Origin of the sequence: Microbacterium sp. CFBP 8801, assembly GCF_014839455.1 — a bacterium.
In the GTDB taxonomy this organism is placed as follows: Bacteria; Actinomycetota; Actinomycetes; order Actinomycetales; family Microbacteriaceae; genus Microbacterium.
Genome location: NZ_JACYNU010000008.1, coordinates 92831 through 117152 on the forward strand (window position 1 = coordinate 92831; position 24322 = coordinate 117152).

The window sequence follows — 24322 nt, forward strand, 5'->3', positions numbered from 1 at the left end:
TGCCGTGTGATCTCGGCATCCGATCACGACCTCACGAGGAGACACATGTTCCGCTGGAAGCTGCACGGAAACGGGCGCACCGTCGTACCGGGAGCGGTCGTCGCACCCGGCGACCGCCTCAACTGGGGCGCCACGGTCGCGATCGGCCTTCAGCACGTCATCGCGATGTTCGGCGCCACCTTCCTGGTGCCGGTGCTCACCGGGTTCCCGGTCTCGACCACGCTGCTGTTCTCGGGCGTCGGCACGCTGCTGTTCCTGCTCGTCACGCGCAACCGCCTCCCCAGCTACCTCGGCTCATCGTTCGCGTTCATCGCGCCGGTGACCGCGGCCACCGCGACCGCGGGAATGGGTTCCGCCCTCGCGGGCATCGTGGCCGTCGGCATCCTGCTCGCCGCCATCGGCTTCGTCGTGCAGTTCGTCGGCCTCGGGTGGGTCGACAAGGTCATGCCGCCGGTCGTGGCCGGCGCGATCGTGGCCCTGATCGGCTTCAACCTGGCGCCCGTGGCGTGGTCGAACTTCCAGCTCCAGCCGCTGCCCGGCACCATCACCCTGGTCGCCGTCATCCTGTTCAGCGTGTTGTTCCGCGGCTTCCTCGGCCGCATCTCGATCTTCCTCGGCGTGATCGTCGGCTACGTCGCCACGGTGCTCATCCAGGCGGGCACGGGCGAGAAGCTCATCGACTTCGCCGCCGTCGAGGCCGCCCCCTGGGTGGGCTGGCCCGAGTTCCACTTCGCCGACTTCGCGTCGCCGCAGACGTGGTCGGTCATCGCGATGTTCCTGCCCGTCGTGCTGGTGCTGGTCGCCGAGAACGTCGGCCATGTGCGCGGTGTGGCGGCGATGACCGATGCCACGGCCAACCGCTCCACCGGCCGCGCCCTCATCGCCGACGGGGTGGCGACGACCATCGCGGGCACCTTCGGCGGATCGGGCACCACGACGTACGGCGAGAACATCGGCGTCATGGCCGCCACTCGCGTGTACTCCACGGCCGTCTACTGGGTGGCCGGTCTCGCGGCGATCGTGTTGAGCCTGTCGCCCAAGGTGGGCGCGGTGTTCAACACCATTCCGCCGGGCGTGCTCGGTGGTGTCACCACGGCGCTCTACGGCCTGATCGGCATCATCGGCATCAAGATCTGGGTCGACAACCGCGTCGACTTCTCGCGTCCGGTCAACCAGTACACCGGCGCCGTTGCGCTGGTGCTGGCCATCGCCGGCTTCACGATGCAGTTCGGCGACTTCCAGCTCGGGGCCATCGTTCTGGGCTCGGTCGCGGCGCTCGTGATCTACCACCTCGGCAACGCCATCGCCCGAGCGCGCAAGACCGGCGCCGACGACGGCGGCCCGATCCCCGCGGTGGGGCCGCTGGGCGGCGACCCGAGCTGACGCCGGGCGCGCCCCTCGCCGGGCGCCCTCCTCGCCGAGACCGCATCCGTTTGCCGAAACCGCACGCGATTGCCGCCGAAAGGCTGCGGTCTCGACAATCGGATGCGGTCTCGACGGCGCAGGCCGCCCGGGCGCCACGGCGAGCCGACCCCCGTGCTCCGCGCGCGACGGCGGGCTGAACTCCTGATCGGTCACGCGGCCGGGAGCGCTCGTGGGCGGAAACGCCGGCGATGCTCGGGGAAACTCAGGAGTTCGGCCCGTCGGAGCCCCGCCCCGCGCGCGCAGACCCGCGAGCGCGCGCACCGCGCGGGCAGGCCGGCAGCCGGCGTGGCGGGGGTACGCGCACCGGGCGGGCGGACCCGCCTGGCCCCGCTCGCGGGCGCCCGACGTGGCGGCGGGGCGCAGCAGCACACCCGCCGCCGTCCCGCAAGCGGGCATACGCCGCGCACGGGCGTCGATAGCGTCGGGCCTCTCGGCGAGGGTGCCCGACCGGCGCCTCGCCACCGATGACGAGGAAGGCACGATCATGGCATCCGGAACCTCCGACCCCTCGCAGCCCGCGGCGGACGAGAACCTGCACGACGCGCCCGACGACGAGGGCATGCCCAAGCCGGGCGGCCTGGGCGCCGACGGCACCATCCCCAACGATCCCGACGGGGTCGCGGCGGGGCACTCCGCCACCGCCTCGCACTTCAACCCGGAGGAAGACGAGCAGTCCGACTGACCGCTCCTCGCTCGGTGACCGGTGGTGCGGACCGCCGGTCACCGTCGTGCCTGTCGCGTAGAATGGATGACGGTGCGTCGGGAAGTCTGGTCGACATTCTGTCGACCGACCCCTGAGGAATCCCGATGACCCAGAACGACCTCCGCGCCCCGCGCTGGCCCGGCTACGCCGAAGTGCACCGCGTCACCACGATCCTCCGCCGCGAGTCCGTCGGCGGCCTGCTGCTGGTCATCGCGGCCGTCGTCGCCATCGTGTGGGCCAACTCGCCCGCCTCCGACTCCTATTTCGCGCTGCGCGACTTCCGCTTCGGCTACGAGCCGTGGCACCTCGAACTCAGCGTGGGCGCCTGGGCGGCCGACGGCCTCCTCGCCATCTTCTTCTTCCTCGTGGGCCTCGAGCTCAAACGCGAGATCGTCGTGGGCAGTCTCCGCCGGTTCCAGACGGCCATCGTGCCGGTCACCGCCGCCGTCGCCGGCGTCGCCGTCCCCGCGCTCATCTACATCGCGGTCGTGCACTCCCAGCCGAGCCTGCTCGCCGGCTGGGCCATCCCGACGGCGACCGACATCGCCTTCGCCGTCGCCGTGCTCGCGTTGGTGGGGTCGCACCTCCCGGGTCCGCTGCGCATCTTCCTGCTGACCTTGGCCGTGGTCGACGACCTCATCGCGATCGCCATCATCGCGATCTTCTACACGAGCGACATCGCCCTGCTGCCCCTCGGCGTGTTCGCCGCGCTCGTCGTGGTCTACGGAGTCATCGCCCATCGCGCACGCGCGTGGTTCGCGCGCACCCCCTGGGCGGCGTGGGTGGTGCTGCTGCCGATCGGTTTCGCGGCGTGGGCGTTCCTGCACGCGTCGGGCGTGCACGCCACCATCGCCGGTGTCGCCCTGGCCTTCACGATCCCCGTGGGGCCCTCGCGTCGGCGGACGAACGCGGGCACCGACCTCGCCGAGCAGTTCGAGCACCGGTTCCGTCCGATCTCGGCCGGCATCGCTGTGCCGATCTTCGCGTTCTTCGCCGCGGGGGTCGCCGTGGGCGGGGGCGACGGCATCGCCCGAGCGCTCAGCGACCCGGTGACCATCGGCGTCGCCGCGGGACTGGTGCTGGGCAAGCCCCTCGGCATCCTGCTGGGTGTGCGCCTGCTCACGCTCGTCACCAGCGTGCGCCTCGACCCGGCGCTGCGCTGGATCGATCTCGCCGGGGTCGGGTTGCTGGCCGGCATCGGCTTCACCGTCTCGCTGCTGATCGCCGAGCTGAGCTTCCCCGACGGCTCCCCGCACACCGACGACGCCAAGATCGCCATCATGGTCGCCTCGCTCCTCGCCTCGCTCCTGGCGTCGTGCGTGCTGCTCGTGCGCAATCGCCGGTACGCGCAGCTGGCGCGCGACGAAGCGGTGGATGCCGACGGCGACGACGTCGCAGACGTGTACCAGCAGCCGTCGAGCGGCGACCGCTGAGTCCTGACCGCGCGTCGCACGGCGACCGCCGCATCGCGATGGGGAGTCCCCCGCCCGCGGGCCTCGCCGCGCGCCGGCCTGTGCGATGCATCCATTCCCCTCCTCGGATGCTGTGTCGTGGGCACAGCGGGCCGCGGGCGGCGCCTTCCTAGCCTGGGGAGGTATCGCAAGACACGAGGGAGTGCCTGGACATGGACATCGCGAACGACATCGACGATCGGCAGCTCAACCCGCGGGCGCAGCGCCGCCGGGCGGTGATCGGAAGCTCCGTCGGCACGGTGATCGAGTGGTACGACTTCACCCTCTACGGACTGGCATCCGCTCTGGTCTTCGCGCCGCTGTTCTTCCCCGGCGGCGGTCAGTTCGCCGGGCTCCTCGGCGCCTTCGCGACCTTCGCGGTGGGCTTCGGCGCTCGTCCCATCGGCGGCCTGATCTTCGCGCACTTCGGCGATCGCATCGGCCGCAAGGGCACGCTGCTGGCGACCCTCCTCATGATGGGCATCGCCACGACCCTGATCGGTCTGCTCCCCACAGCCGAGTCGATCGGGATCTGGGCTCCGATCCTGCTCATCGTCCTGCGTCTGTTCCAGGGTGCCGGCGCGGGGGCCGAGTTCGCCGGCGCGATGACGATGGCGAGCGAGTCGTCCGAGACGCGCAACCGGGCGTTCATCGCCGGATTCCCTGGCGCCTCCGTCTACCTCGGCATGGCCCTCGCGACGGCCACGTTCGCCCTCATCAGCCTGCTCCCGCTCGAGCAGTTCCAGGCGTGGGGCTGGCGCATCCCGTTCGTGGCCAGCATCGTCATCGTCGCCTTCGCGCTGTACTTCCGCCTGCGCGTGACCGAGACCGCGGCCTTTTCGGCGGCCGAGCGAGACGGCGAGGTGTCGCGCGCGCCGCTCGCCACCGCGGTGCGCTCGCACTGGCGCACCCTGCTGGCGGGCATGGCGTTCTTCGTCTTCGCGCTGCCGTGGGTCTACATCGTGCAGACGTTCTCGATCTCGTACACCACGGGCACGTTGGCCGTGAATCCGACGCACGCGCTCATCGCGCTCATCGTCGCCGAGCTGCTGACCATCCCCGCCACGCTGGGGTTCGGTCGGCTCGCCGATCGCATCGGGCGAAAGCCGGTGCTGCTCGCGGCGGCCGTGTTCGCGATCATCTTCGCGTTCCCGATGTTCCTGCTGTTCCAGACCGAGAGCTCCGTTCTGGTGGGCGTCGCCCTCGTGCTCGGCTTGGCCATCGTGCAGGGGGCGACGATCGGCGTCAGCGCCGCGATGCTCGCGGAACTCTTCCCCACCCGCATGCGGTGGAGCGGTATCGCGATCTCGCGTGAGATCCCGGCGGCTCTGGTCGGGGGCACCGCGCCCCTCGTCGCCACCGCGCTCGTCGGCCTCGCCGGCGGGGCACCGTGGCTGGTCGCGGCCTATCTCGTGGGACTCAGCATCATCGGCGTCGTCGGCATCTCGGCTCTGCCCGAGACCCTGCACCGTGACGAGGTCGACGACGCACCCGCACCCGGGGTCGGGGCGGGCACCGCACGACGCTGACGTCGACGCTGCCGGGGAGGCAGGGCCCCGGCGGTGCGACGACGGCTTCGCACTCGAGCTTGACCCTCACGCCGCGTCAGGCCCGAGCCTGGGGGAATGAACGACACCTTCGACGCCTTCGACATCAGCCCCGTCCCGCCTCCCGGCCCCGCCGCCGTCGCGCCTCCGCTGTTTCGCGGCCTCTACGGGATGCCGATGTTCGTCACCGTGCCGACGGCCGATCTCGCGGCCTCCGTCGACTTCTGGACGCGGGGGCTCGGGTTCTTCGAGCTGTTCGGCATTCCGGGGCAGATGGTGCACCTGCGCCGCTGGGCCTTTCAGGACGTGCTGCTGACGGTCGGCGACGCGCCCGCCGTCGCGCCGGCGGCCACCGTGAGCTTCGCCTGCGTGATCGACCAGATCGGCCCGCTCGTCGAGTCGCTGCGGACAGTCGGGATCGACGCCGGGCCACGGGACACCCCGTGGAACACCCGCGACGTCGAGATCGTCACGCCCGAGAACGCCCGCGTGCTCTTCACCGCCGCGAAGGTCTTCGACCCGACCACCGTGGAGGGGCGCAATCTGCAGGCCGTCGGCATCGGGCGCGACGACAATGAGTCGCATGACTGACCAGGGGATGCCGGTGGGCGAGACGGCCACCCGGCTCGGCCTCACCGTGCGCACTCTGCACCACTGGGACGAGATCGGCCTCGCGCGCCCCGCGGCGCGATCCGCCGCCGGGTACCGCCTCTACACCGACGACGACCTCGAGAGACTGCGCCGCATCGTCGTCTACCGCGAGCTCGGACTCGACCTCGACGCCATCCGCGCCGTGCTCGACGAGCCCGGCGGCGACGTCGCGTCGCAGCTGCGGGTGCAGCGCGCCCAGCTCACCCGGCGCATCGCGCAGCTGCGCGACCTCGACGACGATCTGCAGCGCATGATCGCGGCACAGGAACACGGCATCCTGCTCTCCGACGAGGAGCAGCGCGAGACATTCGGCCCGGGGTGGAACACCGCGTGGCCCGCCCAGGCGCGCGAGGCGTACGGCGCATCGGCGCAGTGGCAGCAGTACGCCGAGCGTTCCGCCTCGCGCACGGCCGGTGACTGGGCGGCCGTGACCGAGACGGTCGCGACGTTCGACGCCGAGCTCGGCGCCGCGGTCGATGCGGGAGCGGTGCCCGGAGACGCCACCGCGAACGCGCTCGTGGAACGCCACCGCGAGGTCTTCTCGCAGTACTTCCCGATCACCCGGCAGATGCAGGTGCACCTCGGGCGCATGTACGCCGCCGATCCGCGCTTCGCGGACCACTACGACGCCGTGCGGCCGGGCCTGTCGACCTGGCTCCGCGACGCCATCGAGGCGAGCGCTCGCGCGCACGGGATCGATCCCGACACGGCGGCCTGGGAGTGACGGCCGATCGCGAGGGTCTCAGGCCGAGTCGCGCTCGATGACCTCGGTGGGCAGGATCGTCGCGTGCGCCGCGGGGCGCCCGGCGAGGATGTCGAGCAGAACGGATGCCATGTGCCGCCCCTGCGTCAACGACGGCTGGCGCACGGTGGTCAGCGCCGGACGCAACGCCGTCGACACGGCGGAGTCGTCGAACCCGATGACGGCGAGGTCGCGCCCGGCCTCGAGCCCCTTGTCGCGCAACGCCGCGTAGGCGCCGCGGGCCATCAGGTCGCTGGCGACGAAGAGCGCGTCGGGCAGCGGGCCCGCCGACAGGATCCGGCTCATCGCCAGCGCGCCGCCCATCTCGGTGAAGTCGCCGTCCTCGATCGCCGCGGGCTCGACGCCCGCCTCGCCGAGCGCGTCGCGAAAGCCCTGCAGGCGGTCGATCGCGGCGGGCATGTCGAGCGGGCCCGAGATCGTGCCGATGCGGCGGTGACCGCGCGCCAGCAGATAGGCGGTGGCGACACGACCGCCCTCCACGTTGTCGACGTCGACGTAGTAGTCGTCCGCGCGCACGCGGGCCGGGCGCCCGCCGTAGACCACGGGCACGACGTCGGCCACGCGGTCGAGGAAGGTGTCGCTGGTGTGGTGCGAGGCCACGATCGCCCCGTCGACGCTGCCGCCGCGCAGGTACGCCAGCGCCTTGGCGCTGGCGTCGTCGCTGGCGATCAGCATGTTCATGATGTAGTCCGACTCGCCGACCACCTCGCCGATGCCGGCGACGATCGAGGCGAAGAACGGGTCTCCGAAGAAGCGTTCCGTCTGCTCGGGGATGACGAGGGCGATGGCCCGGGTCTGCCGACTGGCGAGGGAGCGCGCCGCGCGATTGGGAACGTACTGCAGTTCGTCGATCGCGCGGCGCACGGCCTCGAGGGCGGCCGGGGAGACGGCGGTGGAACCGTTGACCACGCGCGACACGGTCGAACGTGACACACCGGCCCGCGCCGCGACCTCTTCGATCGTGGCGGTGCCCCGCACGGGTGCGAGTTCCATCGCGTTGCCTCCTCGACCCCCTCGCGCGCGGCCTACACCGCGGGTGCGGTGACCAGTGCGCGCTCGGCGATGATGCGAGCGTACTGCCGGCCGGAGTCCTTCACCGTGCGCTCCTGGGTCTGGTAGTCGACGTACACGATGCCGAAGCGCTTCTCGTATCCCCAGGCCCACTCGAAGTTGTCCATGAGCGACCAGTAGAAGTAGCCGCGCACATCGACGCCCTTGTCCACGGCATCCAGAACCGCGCCCAGGTGGGCCTCGACGAACTCCACGCGCTCGGTGTCGTGCACGCGCGCCTCGTCGCCGTCGGTGACCAGCTCGTCGTCGTAGGAGGCGCCGTTCTCGGTGACGTACAGGGCGACGCCGGCCTCGGCCGAGTACTCGTCGCTGACCCGCTCGAGCAGGCGGGTGAGCCCCTCGGGCTGCACCTCCCAGTGCATGTTCGTGCGCGCGAGGCCGCGATCGTGCCAGTACAGGTTCTCGTGGGCCGGGAACGGCTTTCCGATGGGACGCGTGGTGGGTGCGTCCCCGGCGGGCGGGTCGACCTCGGGCGGCGTGCCGCCGACGAACTCCCCGTGGTAGTAGTTCACGCCGAGCGAGTCGATCGGCGTCGAGATGATGTCGAGGTCGCCGGGCCGGACGGCCTCCTGCCAGCGGGCCACGGCCGCGGCATCGGTGTCGCGGAAGTCCCGGATGATGTCGGCGGGGTACTCGCCCCGGAACACGGGGTCGAGGAACCAGCGGTTGAACTGTCCGTCGACGCGACGCGCGGCGTCGAGGTCGGCGGGATCGGCCGGATCCACGGCATCCGCGACCGTCAGGTTGAGGGTGAGGCCGAGGTTGAGCGACGAGTCCCGCGCACGGAGCTCGCGCACCGTCTGCCCGTGGGCGAGCAGCAGGTGGTGGGCGGCGAGCATGCCCTCGGCCTGCGAGTAGTGGCCGGGAGCGTGCGCGCCGGCGGTGTAGCTCAGGAACGACGAGCACCACGGCTCGTTGAGGGTCGTCCAGACGTCGACGCGGTCGCCGAGGGCGTCGTGCATGTCGAGCGCGTACTCGGTGAAGCGTTCGCTGGTCTCGCGCACCGTCCATCCGCCGCGGTCTTCCAGCGCCTGCGGGAGGTCCCAGTGGTACAGCGTCAGCCAGGGAAGGATGCCGGCACCGAGCAGTTCGTCGACGAGACGCTTGTAGAAGTCGACGCCCTTCGCGTTCACCGGGCCCCCGTCGGGGCGCACGCGCGCCCACGACGTCGAGAAGCGGTAGGTCTGCAGTCCGAGGCTCTTCATCATCTGCACGTCACCGGCGTAGCGGTGGTAGTGATCGCACGCCACGTCGCCGTTGTCGGCGTTGATGACGGCGTCGGGGACGCGACTGAAGGCGTCCCAGATCGACGCGGCGCGGCCGTCTTCGAAGGCCGCCCCTTCGATCTGGTAGGCCGCGGTCGCGGCGCCGAAGAGGAAGCCCTCGGGAAAGGCTCGGGTGTCGGACATGGTTCGGGTTCCTTCCGTGGGCGCGAGGGTCATCCCTTCACCGCCCCTTGCATGATGCCACTCACGAGCTGCTTGCCGGCGAAGACGAACAGCAGCAGCAGCGGGATCGTCGACAGCAGCACTCCCGCCAGAACGATGGAGTAGTCGACGAAGTAGTTGGACTGCAGCAGCGACAGGGCCACCGGCAGCGTGGGGTTCTGGCGGTCGAGCACGATGAACGGCCAGAAGAAGTTGTTCCACGCGGTGACGAAGGTGAACAGCGCGAGCATCGCGGCGGCGGGCCGCGCGGCCGGAACCCCCACGGTGAGGAAGGTGCGGAACGAGCTCGCGCCGTCGACGCGGGCGGCCTCGATGAGTTCGTCGGGCACGGCCTGACGCAGGTACTGCGTCATCCAGAACACCCCGAACGCACTTGTCAGCGCGGGCACGATGATCGCGCCGATCTGGCCCGTCCATCCCATCTCGCTGAAGAGGATGTACAGCGGCACGACCCCGAGCTGCGTGGGAACGGCCATCGTCGCCACGACGAACAACAGCAGCCAGGGGCCGCCGCGGAACTTCAGCTTCGCGAACGCCCAGCCCGCGAGCGTGGAGAAGAAGACGACGGATGCCGCGATCACGGCCGAGCTGAAGATGGAGTTCCACAGCCCCGCCCAGAAGTTGACGGCGGGGTTGCCGAGCACCGCGGCGGCGTTGACGAAGAAGTTGCCGCCCGGGATCCACGACAGCTCGGGGTTGCGGATGGTCGCCGAGTCGCCCGAACCGATCAGGAGAGCCCAGTAGTAGGGCACGAGGGCGGCGAGCAGCACGACGCCGAGGCTGGCGTAGACGAACCACCCGGGCCGGGAGCCGCGGACGGCGCGCGGGCGCCGACGCGCGGGCTTCGGGTCGACTGCCCCGGTGACGGGGCTGGTGTCGATGACGCTCATGAGCGGGCGACCTTTCCGGTCGATTCGGCGAGCCGCTGCTTCGCGGCACGGGCGGCGACGCGACGCTGCGCGCGGCTGAGACCGTCGCGTGAGCCCTCGTCGCGCACGAGGGAGCGACTGATGAAGAGGTTGACCGCACCGATCGCGAGGATGATGAGGAAGAGGATCCACGCCAGTGCCGCGGCGCGGCCGAAGTTCCACTCGCCCCAGCCGAGGTTGTAGAGGTACAACGAGATCGTCAGCCACTGGTTGTCGGAGCCACCGGCGCCCGACTGGTCGAACATGCGCGGCTCGTCGAAGATCTGCAGGCCGCCGATCGTCGAGGTGATGATGACGAAGATCAGGGTGGGCTTGAGGCTCGGCAGCGTGATCGAGAAGAACTGGCGGATCTTGCCGGCCCCGTCGACGGTCGCCGCCTCGTAGTACTCGCGCGGCACCGCCTGCATGGCGGCCAGCAGGATGAGGGTGTTGTACCCGGTCCAGCGGAAGTTGACCATCGTGGCGATGGCGATGTGACTGGCGAACGCGTCGGAGTGCCACCCGACCCCGGGCAGGCCGATCCGGCCGAGCAGGGTGTTGATGATGCCGTACTGGTCGCCGAACATGTTGCTGAAGATCAGCGCCACGGCCACGGGGGCCATGACGTACGGCACGAGCACGCCCATGCGCCAGAGGGTCTTCGCCCGGATGTTCTGATCGAGCATCGCCGCGATGAACACCGCGAGCAGCAGCTGCGGAACGGTCGAGAGCACGAAGATGCTGAAGGTGTTGCGCAGGGCGTCCCAGAAGGCGGGCTGAGAGAGCACGTAGGCGTACTGGTCGAAGCCGACGAACGTCCCCGAGCCGCGGATCTGGTCCCAGTCCATGAACGAGATGACGCCCGTGTACAGGATCGGGAAGAGGCCCGTGACGATGAAGAGCAGGAAGAAGGGCGAGATGTAGAGGTAGGGCGAGAGCTTGAGGTCCCACGCGCTGAGCTTCGAGCCGAAGCCGACACGTCGGGGGGAACGGGCGGGGGGACCGTCGGCGGCGGAGGCCGCGGGGGTCACGGGGGGCTGCAGTGTCGTGGTCACGAGGTTCCTTCCGGGAGCACGGGCCGGACGCGGAGCGTCCGGCCCGTGATCGAGGCGAGATCAGCCGATGGCGTCCACCTGCGAGACCCACTGGTCCCACGAGGTCTGTGCGTCCTGCGTGTTGCTCTCGACGCGGGTCAGCGCCTTCTGCATCGCGTCGTTGACCTGGAAGTAGTACTCGCCCTTGAACGGCGTCACGCTGACCGCCTCGGCGCGCTTCGTGAAGATCTCGCCGATGGGGGCGTCACCGAAGTAGGCGTTGGTGCTCTCGAGCAGCTCGGGCGCCTTCAGCGCGTCGACCTGGCTCGGGAAGGTGCCCGCCTGCTGGAAGAACTTCACCTGCTGCTCGGGCGAGGTCAGCCAGTCGGCGAGGGCCTGCGCCTCGGCGACGTGGGCGCCGTTGCCGGGAACGGTCAGGTACGACCCGCCCCAGTTGCCGCCGCCGTTGGGGAACGTGTCGGCGATCTTCCAGCCCGCCACCTCGGGGGCGTTGCCCTCGATCTGCGTCAGCATCCAGCCGGGGCAGGACAGCGTCGCGAAGGCGCCGTTCGCCATGCCGGCGTACCAGTCGGTCGACCACTGCTCGAAGTGCGCCGACTGCGTCTTGGCGGCGTCGAGGGTCATGCCGTAGATCTTCTTGACGTCGGGGTTGGTGGTGGCGGTGATCTCGCCCGAGTCGGGGTTCTCGTAGGCCGCTTCGACCTGGTTGATCATGCCCTGGTAGACGCTGCCGGCCGAGTCGAAGAACGGCTTGCCGGTGGCGGCGACGTACTTGTCGCCCATCTCGAAGTAGGTCGACCAGTCGCCCTCGAGGGCGGCGGCCACCTCGGCCGGGTCGGAGGGGAGCCCGGCCGCTTCGAACAGGTCGGCGCGGTAGCAGATGGCCTCGGGGCCGATGTCGGTGCCGTACCCGATCAGGTTGCCCGAGGCATCGGTGGCGGCCTTGACCTTCCAGTCCAGCCAGCGGCTCTGCAGGTCCTGGGGAACGGGTGCCAGCAGGTCGGAGTACTTCATGACCTCGGGCAGCCAGTCGACCTCGATGGCTTCGATGTCCGCCAGGCCCGACTTGCCGAGCTTCTGGAAGTAGTTGGCGCGGGCGTCGTTCGACTTGGCCGCGCGGTTGTGCACGATCTTCACGTTCGGGTGCTCGGCCGTGTAGGCGTTGAGCAGCTCGTCGGTGTAGCCGAAGTCGTTGAACGTGGCGACGGTGAGGGTCACCTCTTCGTCACCGCCGCCCGCGGCGGTTCCCCCGCCACCGGAGCAACCGGCGAGCACGAGGGCGGAGGTGGAGGCGACGGCGGCGATGAGCGCGGTCCGGCGCAGGGCACGTGAATTCACAGATCACTCCTTTGTGGTGGGTGCTGACCGGTAGCGCTGGTGTTCCCCCGCAACCTCACGTGGGAGCGCTCTCAACCGATCGAGGTCGACGATATGGGATCGCTCCCACGACGTCAAGGGAGCGCTCCCACATTCCTCGCGGTCCGGCCGGGAGCCGACGACCCCGAACTCGGTCCACCCGATGCGATCTCCGCGCGCGCGGTCGCTCCGCGCGAGGCGGGGATGCCGAGCCCGAGCGTCGTAGACTGGCACCCACAACGCCACCCGACTTCTGGAGCTGCAGTGCCCACCATCGTCGTCGACGTCATGCCCAAGGCCGAGCTTCTCGACCCGCAGGGGAAGGCCGTCGCCGGCGCCCTGTCGCGGCTCGGCGAGAACCGCTTCTCGGACGTGCGCATCGGAAAGCGCTTCGAACTCACCGTCGAGGGAGAGGTCGACGAGGCCACCCTCGCCCGCGCCCGCGAGCTGGCCGACGAGATGCTCTCGAACGCGGTCATCGAAGACGTCGTGAACATCGAGGTCGTCGAGTGACGGCTCGCATCGGGGTCATCACGTTCCCCGGCTCGCTCGACGATCGCGACGCGCAGCGCGCCATCCGCCTCGCGGGCGGCGAGCCCGTCGCCCTCTGGCACGGCGAGCACGACCTGCGGGGCGTCGACGCCCTCGTGCTGCCCGGCGGATTCTCGTACGGCGACTATCTGCGCGCCGGGGCCATCGCGGCCTTCGCGCCGATCATGGCCGAGGTCAAAGACGCCGCGGCCAAGGGCATGCCGGTGCTCGGCATCTGCAACGGCTTCCAGATGCTCGTCGAGGCGCACCTGCTGCCCGGCGGCCTCATCCGCAACGCCCACCAGCAGTTCATCCGCCGCGACCAGCGCCTGCGCGTCGAGAACGCCTCGACCGCGTGGACCAGCGACTTCACCGAGGGCGACGAGATCGTCATCCCGCTGAAGAACGCCGACGGCGGCTACATCGCCGACGCCGAGACCCTGGCGCGCGTGAACGGCGAGGGCCTGGTGGCCTTCCGCTACGTGGGCGTGAACCCCAACGGCTCGCTCGACGACATCGCCGGCCTCACCAACGCGCGCGGCAACGTCGTGGGCCTCATGCCGCACCCCGAGCACGCGGTGGAGCCCGGCTTCGGCCCCGGCACCGACGTCGCGATGCGTTCGGGCGTCGACGGACTCGGCTTCTTCACCTCGGCCATCGCCGCCGTGGTGGGCGCCGCAGCCTGACACCCGGCGGGCCGTCGGGTCCCGGATGCCCGCCTCGGCCGTGACGTGCGGAGGGCCGGGGACGAGCGGAGGGCCTTGCGCCGCCCAGCGCCCTCCCGCGGCCCCTCGCCCTCCGCTGGTCACCGCGCTCCCCCATCCTCCCGCGGCCTATCGCCCTCCGCTCCTCACCGCGCTGCGCTCCTCACCGCGCTGCGCTGGTCACCGCGCTCCGCACCTCACCGCGGTGCGCGCGTCCGCCCGCGGCGGGCATCGGTGCGCCCCCGCGATAGCGTGAGGGCGTGACCGAGAAGCGCGCGCCCGACCAGGACGCACTGATCGACCGCATCCTGCACCTGTGGCGAGCGGATGCCGAGACCCTGCCCTCCGAACCGCGCCTGGCCGAGCTCACCGGCGCGAGCCGCAACTCGGTGCGCGAGGCGCTCATCCGCCTCGAGGAGCGCGGGTACGTGCATCGCACGCAGGGCGCCCGCACGTCGCCGAACCGGCGGCTCCCCGGTGTCGGCCGGCGCATCGACCAGCAGTTCGACCACTCGCTGTCGATCCGCGCGGCGGGGTACGAGCCGACGCTCGAGCTCGTGGCATCCGATCGACTCACCCTCTCCGCGGGCGACCCGTCGCGGTACGACGAGCTGCCCGACGGCACCGGGGTCCTGCGCACGGTGAAGATGTGGCGCGTCGACGCCGCCCCCTATGCGCTGGCCGAAGACCTCGTGCCGCTCTCGCGCGAGGTCGATCTCGACCCGCACCGACCGGTGTTCGAGCTGGCCGAGGCGGCCAACGGCATCCGGGTCGCGTGGGAGACCCTGTGGATCGACGCGATCGCCCTCGATGCCGAGCGCGCCGCGATCCTGTCGACGGATGCCGGCACCCCGGCCATCGAGATGACCTATTGCGGGTACGGGGTCGACGACGCCATCGGGTACTGGTCGCGCGAGGTGCAGCTGCCGGCGCCGACAGGCCTGCGCAACGCACTGATCCGTCGCGTCCGCTCCTGAACGCGCGTTTCTGCCGCGTAAACGAGCGGTGAAGTTGTTGGACAAGTAGCGCGCAAGCTTGTTGGACAAGCGTACTGTCGGGCTACCCGACGAAAGCGAGCCCCCGTGTCCGACACCCTCTCCACCCACCACCTCACCGCCGAGACCGTCACCCCCGCGGGCTTCGAGCCCTACGGCGTCGTGCTGACCCCGATGGAAGACGGCACGCCCTTCACCGCCGAGGAAGCCGTGCTCGACGTGTCGAACGGCATCCCCCGCTTCTACCTCATGCACCTCGACGACAAGTCGCCCGAGTTCGTACGCGTCACCCGTCACCTCGAGACGACGCAGACGCTCATGGCCGTCGGCGACGTGGAGTGGACGATCGCCGTCGCCGCCCCCGGCCTCGACGCCCCCGCGCTCGACGACCTGCGGGCGTTCCGCATTCCGCCGCGCACGGCCATCACGATGCGCAAGGGCACCTGGCACGCGGGACCGTTCTTCGCCGACCCGAGCATGGACTTCGTCAACCTCGAGCTCGACGACACCAACGTCACCGACCACCACAACCACCGGCTCGACGACGCCTTCGGCGTGCGCGTCGTGATCGACGCGGAGTGACGGTGCTCACCCCGCTTCCCGACGCCCCCGCGCGTCTCGCGCGCCTCGAACGCGAGGCGGCGCACCAGTCCGCCCTGAGCGCCGGTGACGGGCGGCCCTGGGTGGGCGCGCGCGACGGAGTGCGCCCCGTCGTGATCGTGGGCGCCGGTCAAGCCGGGCTCGTGCTCGCGCGGGGCCTGCGGCGCCGCGGGATCGACGACGTGGTGGTCCTCGACGCCGCCCCCGCGGGGGCTGCGGGCCCCTGGACCACCTACGCGCGCATGCACACCCTGCGCACCCCCAAAGACATCGCCTGGCCGACGTGGGGCACCCCCGCGGTGAGTCCCCGCGCGTGGTTCGAAGCCGTGTACGGCACGGCGGCGTGGGAGCAGATCGAGTACTTCCCCACCACGGCGTGGCAGGGATTCCTGCAGTGGTACCGCGAGGTCTCGGCCATCACCGTGGTGCCCGCCACCCACGTCACGGCGATCACCCCCACCGACGGTCCGCTCGACCTCGCGCTCGAGGGCCCCGACGGGACCTGGACGCTTTCGGCCCACCACGTCGTGCTCGCCACCGGCATCGAGGGAGCCGGCGGGCGGTCCATCCCGTCGCTGCTGCACGACCTTCCCGCGGATCGGGTGCGGCACACGCACGACGACATCGACTTCGCCGCCCTCGCGGGCCTGCGCATCGGCATCCTGGGGGCCGGCACGGGAGCGTTCGACAACGCCGCCACCGCCCTCGAGCACGGCGCCGCCCTCGTCGACGTGCACATGCGCCGCGCCGCGATGCCGCAGGTCAGCCCGTACCGCTGGATGGAGTTCGCCGGGCTCATCGAGAACTACGGCACCTTCACCGACGCGCAGAAGTGGGCGTTCAACGTGCACCTGTCGGCCGTCGACCAGCCCGCCACGCAGAACGCCCTGTGGCGCGCGCACGCCTTCGACACGTTCCGCTTCCTCACCTCGTCACCCTGGCAGCGTGTGGAGTGGACGGGCAGCGACATCGCGGTGACGACGCCGCACGGCATCCATCACTACGACGTCGTCTTTGCCGCGACCGGCATCGCCTCGGACCTCGCCCGACGACCCGAGCTGGCGAGAGTGGCCGCCGACGCCGTGCTCTGGAGCGAGCGGCTCACCCCCGAGGCCGCGGCGCAGAACCCGGGGCTCGCCGCGTTCCCCTACCTCGACGACGACTTCGGGCTCGTCGACCGCGCGGGCGGGGAGGCGCTGTCGCGCATCCACATGTTCAACCACGGTGCGCGGATCAGCCAGGGCATGTTGAGCCACCAGATCCCCGGCCTCGTGGGCGGGGCGACGAAGCTGGCCGCCGCGCTCTCCCGCCGCCTGTTCGCCCGCGACTCCGCGAGCCTGCTGGCCGAGTACCTCGCGTACGACGTTCCCGTGGGCGTGCAGATCGGCCGACGCGCGCAACCCGCCGCCGCCGAGGCGCCGACGGCGGTAGCGTCGAGGGGGTGACGACCGAGACCCCCCTGATCGTGTCCGTGCCCACCGAACAGCTGCGCGACGATCTGCAGCCCCTGCCCGAGGGCGTCGAGCTCGTGCTGTGGGACATGACGGGGCCCGCTCCCCGTGAGCGGTTCGACCTGGTCGTGCCCCCGTACATGTCGATGGACGGCGTCATCGAGGCGTTGTCGAGCGTCGAGGTCGGTCTCGTGCAGGGCCAGTCGATCGGCTACGACAACGTCGAGGGACGCCTGCCGAAGGGCCTCGCCTTCGCGAACGCCTCCAGCGTGCACGAGACCGCGACCGCAGAGCTCGCCGTGACGCTGGCCCTGGCCGCGCAGCGGCGTCTGCCGGAGTTCGTGCGCGCTCAGGACCGCGCGGAGTGGATCGGCGGCGGCGCGACCGGTCTCGCCGACCAGCGCGTCACGCTCCTCGGATTCGGCGGGGTCGGCCGCGCCATTGCCGCGCGCCTCAAGCCCTTCGAGGTCGAGCTGCGCGCGGTCGCCTCGCACGGCCGGCTCCAGGACGACGTCGAGGTCTTCCCCCTCGGAAAGCTCGACGGCGTGCTCGCCGAGACCGACATCCTCATCGCCTCGCTCCCCGGCGGCGACCGCACCCGCCACATCCTCGACGACGCCGCCCTGTCGGCCCTGCCCGACGGCGCCCTCGTCGTCAACGTCGGCCGCGGTCCCCTCATCGACACCGACGCGCTCGTCGACCACGTGCGTCGCGGGCGTCTCCGCGCCGCGCTCGACGTGACCGACCCCGAGCCCCTTCCCGCGGATCACCCGCTCTGGGCCCTGGACGGCGTGCTCATCGCCCCGCACGTCGGAGGAGCCACCGATGCCATGCGCCCGCGCATCGCGCGACTCGTGCGCCGTCAGATCGAGCGCCTCCGCGCCGGCGAGGAACCGCTGAACGTCGTCATCGGCGGCTGAGAGCCGCCGCCGTCGGGCATCAGGCGGAGCGTCGCGGACGCATCGACCGGAGGGTCTGCGCGATGAGGCGGGCGTCGCCGCGGCCCCCCACCGCCATGATCGCCGCCGCTGCCACGAGCCACGCCGCTGCCAGGCAGACCAGGCGGAGCAGAGCGGGCCACGGCCCGAAGACCGCGAGGTCCAGGCCCCACGCGACGAGGGTCGCCCCGCCGCTCACCGCCAGGGGCACGAGGGACGCGCGCACGAGGACCCCGACCTCGAGGCCCGCGCGGGGGGCGAACACGAAGGTTCCCGAGGCCCAGATGAGCACCTGGCCCACGACCACTCCCCAGGCGATCCCCGCGGGAGCCAGGGGCGCCAGCAGCACGATGAGAAGCACCATCGGCACGCGCCCGACGATCTCCGACAGGAAGAGGGCCCCGGAGCGTCCCAGAGCGGCGAACCCCCAGTAGTAGGCGTACGCCGTGGTCTGGAAGACCGTGCCCACGGCGAGGATCGGAAGGAACTGCATCGCGGGGAGCCAGTCGGCGCCCAGCACCACGTCGATCAACGGCGCACCGCACACCACGAGCAGGCCCGTGACGGCGAGCAGCACGTGACTGACGAGGCGCTGCGCGCGCGCCAGCGCCTCGTTGAGGGCGGGAAGGCTGTCGGCGACGTGCGCCAATCGCGGCAGCACCACGCGCGTCAGCGGGGCGGCGACCTGCAGCAGCGGCAGCATCACCAGCTGGTACGCCCGCGAGTAGAACCCGACGATCGCCGACGGGTACCAGGCCCCCATGACGATCGTGTCGACGTTCGTCGTGACGTAGTGCGCTGCGTGGGTGGCGAGCGTCGACAGGCCGAAGGTGAGCAGCGACCCCATCTCGACGCGACGCGGGAGTCCGGGACGCCAGCCCGCCGCGGCGACGGCCCACCCGAGCGACACGACGGCCGCCACCGTGCCCTGCACGGCGAGAGCCAGATAACCCGAGCCGAGCAGCGCGAGCAGGATCGCGGCGACGATGCCCGCGGCATCCCCTCCCACTTCCGACGCGGCGAGGCGCGAGAACCTCTCCCGGCGATTCAGCTCGACCAGGAACTGGACCGCCGCGGCACGGAGGAGGTAGGCGGGTGCCGCGATGAGCACGACCCCGACCAGGCGACCGTCGCCGAACGCGGCGCCGATCGGAACGGCGACGGCCGCCACCAGCAGCGCCAGAACGGCCCCGATGCCGGTGTTGATCCAGAACAGGTTGCTCTTCTGCGCCTGGCTCAGCGACTTCTCGCGCAGGGCGGCGAGGCTGAGCCCGAAGTCGCCGAGCACCGACGCGATGCCGACGATCGCCAGTCCCAGGCTGACCACGCCGAAATCCGCCGGCCCGATCAGGCGTGCCAGCACGACGATGTTGGCGATCTGCAGGACGTACCGCAGCCATTGCGTCGACAGGAGCAGGGTCGCACCCCGGGCCCGTGCGCCCGAAGATCGTTCGGGCGTCACGTCTGTCGTCCTCCTCGCGTGCGCCGCGGGAGCCGCGCTCGAGCAGACTATTTTCGGCCGCGCGCTGCTCACCTCTCCGCCGCCCCTCGGGGGGTCGTTTTCACCCGGTCGATCGCCCGTTCCGCCTCGGCCCTTGCCGCGATCGAGCACCGCTCTCGCGCCCCTAGCCTGTGCGGATGACCTCCCCCGCCGTCGCCGCGTCCGACCTCTCGGCGCGCCCGGAGTCCGAGCCGGGCACACGGCGCGCAGCGCGGCGACAGCGCCTGGCGGCCACGCCGCTCGCGGCACCGGCGCGCAGCACCGCGGCCCGCGTCGTCGCGTTCGGTCTGCTGCTGATGCTCTGGGCGGCCTCGATCGGCGGCACCATCGCGCAGACGCTGACGATGAGCCGCACGCAGGCGGCCGAGGGTCTGACGAGCGTGTACACGCAGGCGGTCGTCGACGCGGGGCACGTCGCCCTGCTGCTTCCCGCGGCCGCCGCCGTCTTCGTGCTGATCTTCCGCGTCGTCTTCGTGCAGAACGACGTCTCGCCGTTGGTGCTCGTCGTGTTGCCGTGGGTGTGGATCGTGTTCAACGAGTTCGCGCGGGGAGGAGCCGTCACCGAGCAGATGCTGCTGCCCATCGGCGTCGCCGTGACCCTGTGGGCGATCCAACCGCGCGTGTCGGACCTGCGGGCGTACGCCCTCGCCGCCGCGGGGTTGGCGGTGGTCTCGATGGTGCTGACGTCCAGCGCCCCCGCCCTCATGTACATGCCGCAGACGTTCGACGCGAACTCCGAGAAGTCGTTGACCGGGCTCCCGCTGTTGGCGGGCTTCTTCGGGCACCCCAACGGCTACGGCCTGTTCCTGGTGCTCGCCCTGCCCCTGACGCACCTCTTCTCACGCTGGTATCTGCGCTGGACGACGGCCGCCGTGCTGCTCGTCGCCATCCTGTGGTCGGCGTCGCGCACGGCGTTGTTCGGGGTCGCGGTGTGGGCAGTGGTGCTGTTGGTGAGCATGCTGCTGGGCCGCGCGGGCAACCGGACCGTCGGCCGCGTTTTCGGCGCCCTGCTGCTCGTCCTGGTCGTCGCCGTCGTGGCCCTCCCCCTGATCACCACCGACCCCGAGGCGTTCACCAAGCGCGGCGCGATCTGGCGGTTCGCCCTGTCGCAGCTGTCGGGCGATCAGTGGCTCGTCGGGCTCGGCCACAGCTGGTACGTCGACCACTACGACCTGCTCAAGGCTGCCCTCTCCAGCGCCGCCAGCCACGGCCACAACGTCTTCGTGACGTACGTCGTCACGGGCGGCATCGTCCTCGTCGCGCTCCTCGCCGTCGTCCTCGCCGCCGCCGCCCGCGCGGCCGAGCATCTTCCCCGCCGCGACCAGGTCGCGGCGAGCACGTTCCTCTGCGTGCTCACGGCGGTGTCGATCACCGAGACGGCGTGGCGCGTCGAGGCGCCCGACACCCTGTTCGCGGCGATGGTGGTGCCCCTGTTCATCATCGCCGTGCAGGCTCGGGACCTGTCGCCCCTCGCCCGCCGAAGGGGTGACCGGACGGGTGAAACGCCCACCTTCTCGACGCTCACCCGTCGGACGGCATAAGCCGGACGCGCGGTCCTCCGACGCGCGCCCGCTCCCGCGGATCACACGACCCGCGGGAGCGGGCGCCCGGGCCGTCAGGAGCGCCGCACCGCGGCGCGCAACCGCCGCAGGTTGGCCGAGGCCGGGGGCAGATCCCAGGTGAACAGCGCCGCCACGGCGGCGTCGTCGATGCGTCGGCCACGCTGGATCTCCCGCCGCTCGCGCAGTTTGCGGGGCATCTTGGCCGCGGCGATCCCGACGGCCTTCACGGCCGTGCCCCCCTGCCCGCGCAGCACGGCGCGCACGAACGTGAACGAGTACGAGAGCGCGAGGCGCGGGAACACCACCGGCAGAAAACGCGAGGGGACGTTCTTGCTCATGACCCAGAGGAGGTTCTTGAGCGTCTGGTGGGTGGTGAAGCCGGGGATGCGCCCGCTCGTCGCTCCGATCCGGTGGTAGGCGACGGCCCGGGGGGCGAGCTGCGCACGCCATCCCCGCAACTGCGCCCGCCAGCTGAGGTCGATGTCTTCGAAATAGGCGAAGAAGTCCTCATCGAACAGTCCGACGTCGCGCAGCATCGCGGCGCGATAGAGGGTCGATCCGCCGCTGCCCCCGAAGATGTCGACCGCATCGTCGTACGCGTCGAGGTCCTCTTCGCCACGCCCCCGCGGGTAGGGCGGGCCCCAGGTCGAGTAGCACTCGCCGGTGCTGTCGATGCGGCGGCCGTCGAGGGTCACGAACTTGCTCGCCACCATGCCGAGATCATCCCCGCTGCGCATGACGGCGACGAGCTCGGCGAGCCAGGTCTTCTCGACCACGGCGTCGTTGTTGAGCAGCGCGATGTGCTCGTGGCCCCGGTGCAGGGCGTAGCGCAGACCGACGTTCACGCCTCCGGCGAAGCCGAGGTTCACGGGCTGCACGAGCAGGGTGACGCCGGGGTACGACGAGCGGATCATCTCGACCGATCCGTCCGTCGAGCCGTTCTCGACGACGATCACCTCCACCGGTTCGGTCTGCTCCGCGAGCGAGTCGAGGCACGCGGCGAGCTCCTCCCGGCCGTTCCAGTTCGGGATGACGACCGCCGACGTCATCGCTCGTCCCCCCGTCCGAACAGGGCGTCCTCGAGTCGCGACGGATAAGTCTCGGCCGAGAAGACCGATCGCGCCCACTCCCTCGTCGCGGTGGCATCGCTCCAGGCCCGACGAGGATCGGCGAGGATCGCGAGGAGTGCCCGCGCGATCGCCTCGGTGTCGTCGGCGACGACGAGACCGCCCGTCTCTCCCTCGCCGACCAGTCCTTCCGCGCCCACGGTCGTGGCCACCACCGGGATCCCCCGCATCAACGCCTCCACGGTCTTGAACTTCAGCCCGGCGCCCATGCGCAGCGGGACGACGACGGCCGTGGCCGCCCGATAAGCCGGGTCGAGCGACTCGACCTCCCCGGTCACCTCGAGCAGCGGGTCGGTCTGCGCCGCGGCGATCATGCGCGCCGTGGGCCCCGCGCCCGCGAGCACGAACCGCACATCGGCCCGCGCCGCCCGCACGCGCGGAATGATCTCGTCGATCAGCCAGTCGGCCGCCTCGACGTTGACGTCGCGGAAGAACGCCCCCACGAACAGCACCGTCGCGACCCCGGCCGGCGGTCCGTCGGCGGTCACCACCTCGCCGCCGTCCGGCGAGAACGGCGGCCGCAGGACCACGACGTCGTCGGCCGCGACCCCCAGGCGCCGCGCGTAGCCGGCGTCCTTGCCGCTGAAGACGACCACGGCATCCATGTCGCGGTACAGCCGCCCCTCGTCGCGCGCGACGCTGTGGTTCCGCCACCGGCCGAGCAGCCGCGCCGCCGTCCATCGACGCGTCGTGGCGAAGATCCGCTCGTAGGTCTGGACGATCAGGTCCTGCGCCACGACCACGCGACGGGCGCGCGGGCCGGTGGGAAGCGCCCGGGCGATCCATCCCATCTCGCTCCAGTGCGCTTCGACGAGGTCGGCGTGCGCCGCCGCGTCTCGCACGGCGCCCGCGCGGAGGATCGCCCGCCGGAACCGCAGCGGCGGCCGCACGGGGAACAGCCGGATCTGCTGCGTGTCGAGCCACGCCGCGAGACGGCCGAAGGAACGCGGCGGGCAGACCAGGACCGTGACGTCCATCGCCTCCCGCAGGCGCCGGGCTCCCTCGTCGTTGCCCCGCCAGTCGGGCGCGACCACAGTGACCTCGTGACCGAGGGCGCGCAGGCCCCGGAGGTGCGACAGCACGTACTGTCCGCCCGCGTGGGGGATGCCGGGGTACGGCACGTGGGCCATGAGACTGACGATCCGCACGGTTCTCCTCCGGTCCCGCTCTCGACGGGCGACCTCGGGCGCCCGGACGGGCGACGCGGGGAGAGACGGGTGTCCCGGGGAACGTACCAACCGGCTCGACGGCATCCCCCGCCGGTGGCGGCGACGGGCGGCTCCGGAGGCGAACCTCACCCGTCGCCTCACCCCCAGCGCCTCGTCGCGGCTCGCGCCGACCGCCGAGAACCCCGGCGCCGGAGGCGGTCATACTCGGCGGCGGACCCCGCCCGAGAAGAGGACTCCGTGCCCACATCCCCGCCGCACATCGTGATCGACGCCCGTTCGATGTTCACCTCCACCGGGCGCTACACGCGCAACCTCATCGCGCACCTCGAGCAGATCGACACCGCGCACCGCTACACGATCGTGCTCCCCCGCGACCGGTTCGACGACTGGACGCCGACCAGTCCGCTCTTCGGGAAGGTCGCCACCGAGACCCCGTACTTCTCGTGGCGCGAGCAGACCTCGTTCGGGCGCGAGCTCCGGGCGCTCCGCCCCGATCTGGTGCACTTCGCGATGCCGCAGCAGCCGCTCTACCTGGGCGCGCGCCGCGTGACGACCTTTCTCGACATGACGCTGCTGAAGGTGCGCAACCGCAAGAAGCACTGGGCCGTCTCTGCCGTGAAGCGCGTCATCGGCGCGGGGGCGTTCGTGGTCACGGCGCACCGCTCCCGCGTGAACCTCGTCATCAGCGCGCACGGGGGCCGCGACCTCGTCGCCCACACCCGCGTGCGCGCGTCGAGCCTGTACGTCACCTCGCCCGCGGCCGATGTGATCGCGGATGCCGCGATCCCGGTCGAGACGCCGTTCCCGCGCTTCGTGCTGTACGTCGGCCGGCAGGAGCCGTACAAGAACCTCAAACGGCTCATCCGCGCGGTCGTGCACCTGCGCGACGCCGGCGAAGAGATCGGCCTCGTCGTCGCCGGAAAGATCGACGACGACGGGGCGCGCCTGATCCGGGAACTCGACGAGCAGGAGCGGGGCGCCGTGCACTTCGCCGGTTTCGTCACCGACGCGCAATTGCGCGGGCTGTACGAGGCGGCGGCGGTGTACGCGTTCCCGTCGTTCTTCGAGGGGTTCGGACTGCCGGGTCTCGAGGCGATGCGCCACGGGTGCGCCGTGGTCAGCAGCGATGCGACGTGCCTGCCCGAGGTCTACGGCGACGCCGCGATCTACTTCGACCCCACGAGCACCGCCGGGATGCGCGATGCCGTGGCCCGGGTCCTCACCGACCCCGCGCTCGCACAGACGCTGCGGGAGCGCGGGGGCGCGCGCGCCGAGATGTTCTCGTGGCGGTGGATGGCGACGCGCACGCTCGACGCCTACCGCGACGCCCTGGAGTCCTGAGCGACCGACCGGCGGCGACGGCGAC

Annotated in this window: 22 protein-coding genes; 14 read left to right on the plus strand and 8 right to left on the minus strand. The window is 71.3% G+C overall.

What is annotated here, in order from left to right; all coding sequences use genetic code 11:
• Positions 1–45: 45 nt before the first annotated feature.
• The 6 genes from IFR11_RS11055 to IFR11_RS11080 all read left to right on the plus strand — a co-directional run bounded on the left by IFR11_RS11055 (position 46) and on the right by IFR11_RS11080 (position 6501).
• Positions 46–1383 carry a uracil-xanthine permease family protein gene (locus tag IFR11_RS11055; RefSeq protein WP_191916181.1) on the plus strand — a complete coding sequence of 446 codons (1338 nt, stop codon included), beginning with the start codon at positions 46–48 and terminating at the stop codon, positions 1381–1383.
• Between the two features lie 526 nt (positions 1384–1909).
• Positions 1910–2107, plus strand: coding sequence for a hypothetical protein (locus IFR11_RS11060; RefSeq protein WP_191916238.1), 198 nt, complete (start codon positions 1910–1912; stop codon positions 2105–2107).
• A 125-nt stretch (positions 2108–2232) separates the two neighbouring features.
• A complete protein-coding gene (nhaA, locus tag IFR11_RS11065; protein ID WP_191916182.1) occupies positions 2233–3561 on the plus strand; it encodes a Na+/H+ antiporter NhaA in 1329 nt (442 codons plus the stop codon).
• 191 nt (positions 3562–3752) lie between these two features.
• Positions 3753–5108 carry an MFS transporter gene (locus tag IFR11_RS11070; protein WP_191916183.1) on the plus strand — a complete coding sequence of 452 codons (1356 nt, stop codon included), beginning with the start codon at positions 3753–3755 and terminating at the stop codon, positions 5106–5108.
• A 96-nt stretch (positions 5109–5204) separates the two neighbouring features.
• Positions 5205–5717, plus strand: a complete 513-nt coding sequence (locus IFR11_RS11075) for a VOC family protein (RefSeq protein WP_191916184.1) — start codon at positions 5205–5207, stop codon at positions 5715–5717.
• Positions 5710–6501: a MerR family transcriptional regulator gene (locus IFR11_RS11080; protein WP_082516387.1), complete on the plus strand. Its 792-nt coding sequence runs from the start codon at positions 5710–5712 to the stop codon at positions 6499–6501. Before IFR11_RS11075 ends, IFR11_RS11080 begins: the two co-directional genes overlap by 8 nt.
• Before the next feature lie 18 nt (positions 6502–6519).
• Here IFR11_RS11080 and IFR11_RS11085 read toward each other — a convergent pair whose 3' ends face one another.
• Genes IFR11_RS11085 through IFR11_RS11105 form a run of 5 tightly spaced genes read right to left on the minus strand, consistent with a single transcriptional unit; the run spans position 6520 to position 12360 of the window.
• The gene (locus tag IFR11_RS11085; RefSeq protein WP_055831966.1) at positions 6520–7533 is read right to left on the minus strand and encodes a LacI family DNA-binding transcriptional regulator; all 1014 of its coding nucleotides are present in this window, start codon (positions 7531–7533) and stop codon (positions 6520–6522) included.
• 32 nt (positions 7534–7565) lie between these two features.
• Positions 7566–9020 (minus strand): glycoside hydrolase family 1 protein, encoded by a 1455-nt coding sequence (locus IFR11_RS11090; protein ID WP_191916185.1) that lies wholly within the window; start codon positions 9018–9020, stop codon positions 7566–7568.
• A 29-nt stretch (positions 9021–9049) separates the two neighbouring features.
• Entirely contained in the window at positions 9050–9949 is a 900-nt protein-coding gene (locus IFR11_RS11095) for a carbohydrate ABC transporter permease (protein ID WP_191916186.1), read from the minus strand.
• Positions 9946–11022, minus strand: a complete 1077-nt coding sequence (locus IFR11_RS11100; protein ID WP_191916187.1) for an ABC transporter permease subunit — start codon at positions 11020–11022, stop codon at positions 9946–9948. The genes IFR11_RS11095 and IFR11_RS11100 overlap by 4 nt, the downstream gene beginning before the upstream one ends.
• 60 nt (positions 11023–11082) lie before the next feature.
• Complete coding sequence (locus tag IFR11_RS11105) at positions 11083–12360, minus strand: extracellular solute-binding protein (RefSeq protein ID WP_191916188.1); 1278 nt, start codon at positions 12358–12360, stop codon at positions 11083–11085.
• Between the two features lie 282 nt (positions 12361–12642).
• On the opposite strand from IFR11_RS11105, the gene purS reads away from it, so the two are divergent.
• The 6 genes from purS (at position 12643) to IFR11_RS11135 (ending at position 17579) form a co-directional block, all read left to right on the plus strand.
• Positions 12643–12891 carry a phosphoribosylformylglycinamidine synthase subunit PurS gene (gene purS / locus IFR11_RS11110; RefSeq protein ID WP_022878640.1) on the plus strand — a complete coding sequence of 83 codons (249 nt, stop codon included), beginning with the start codon at positions 12643–12645 and terminating at the stop codon, positions 12889–12891.
• Positions 12888–13595, plus strand: a complete 708-nt coding sequence (gene purQ, locus IFR11_RS11115) for a phosphoribosylformylglycinamidine synthase subunit PurQ (protein ID WP_070408720.1) — start codon at positions 12888–12890, stop codon at positions 13593–13595. Before purS ends, purQ begins: the two co-directional genes overlap by 4 nt.
• A 278-nt stretch (positions 13596–13873) precedes the next feature.
• Positions 13874–14590, plus strand: a complete 717-nt coding sequence (locus tag IFR11_RS16375; RefSeq protein ID WP_191916189.1) for a GntR family transcriptional regulator — start codon at positions 13874–13876, stop codon at positions 14588–14590.
• 105 nt (positions 14591–14695) lie between these two features.
• Positions 14696–15190, plus strand: a complete 495-nt coding sequence (locus tag IFR11_RS16380) for an ureidoglycolate lyase (protein WP_055831976.1) — start codon at positions 14696–14698, stop codon at positions 15188–15190.
• Entirely contained in the window at positions 15187–16653 is a 1467-nt protein-coding gene (locus tag IFR11_RS11130; protein WP_191916190.1) for an NAD(P)-binding domain-containing protein, read from the plus strand. Before IFR11_RS16380 ends, IFR11_RS11130 begins: the two co-directional genes overlap by 4 nt.
• On the plus strand, positions 16650–17579 hold the full coding sequence (locus tag IFR11_RS11135; RefSeq protein ID WP_342030290.1) for a 2-hydroxyacid dehydrogenase: 930 nt from the start codon (positions 16650–16652) through the stop codon (positions 17577–17579). Before IFR11_RS11130 ends, IFR11_RS11135 begins: the two co-directional genes overlap by 4 nt.
• Before the next feature lie 19 nt (positions 17580–17598).
• Here IFR11_RS11135 and IFR11_RS11140 read toward each other — a convergent pair whose 3' ends face one another.
• A complete protein-coding gene (locus tag IFR11_RS11140; protein WP_055831979.1) occupies positions 17599–19059 on the minus strand; it encodes a lipopolysaccharide biosynthesis protein in 1461 nt (486 codons plus the stop codon).
• Positions 19060–19235: 176 nt separating this feature from the next.
• Between IFR11_RS11140 and IFR11_RS11145 the strand changes: the two genes are divergently transcribed.
• A complete protein-coding gene (locus IFR11_RS11145) occupies positions 19236–20639 on the plus strand; it encodes an O-antigen ligase family protein (RefSeq protein WP_191916191.1) in 1404 nt (467 codons plus the stop codon).
• A gap of 74 nt (positions 20640–20713) precedes the next feature.
• On the opposite strand, the gene IFR11_RS11150 is transcribed toward IFR11_RS11145, so the two are convergent.
• The gene (locus IFR11_RS11150; RefSeq protein WP_191916192.1) at positions 20714–21709 is read right to left on the minus strand and encodes a glycosyltransferase family 2 protein; all 996 of its coding nucleotides are present in this window, start codon (positions 21707–21709) and stop codon (positions 20714–20716) included.
• On the minus strand, positions 21706–22935 hold the full coding sequence (locus IFR11_RS11155) for a glycosyltransferase (protein WP_191916193.1): 1230 nt from the start codon (positions 22933–22935) through the stop codon (positions 21706–21708). Before IFR11_RS11155 ends, IFR11_RS11150 begins: the two co-directional genes overlap by 4 nt.
• Positions 22936–23193: 258 nt before the next feature.
• Between IFR11_RS11155 and IFR11_RS11160 the strand changes: the two genes are divergently transcribed.
• A complete protein-coding gene (locus tag IFR11_RS11160; protein ID WP_191916194.1) occupies positions 23194–24297 on the plus strand; it encodes a glycosyltransferase in 1104 nt (367 codons plus the stop codon).
• Positions 24298–24322 lie beyond the last annotated feature (25 nt).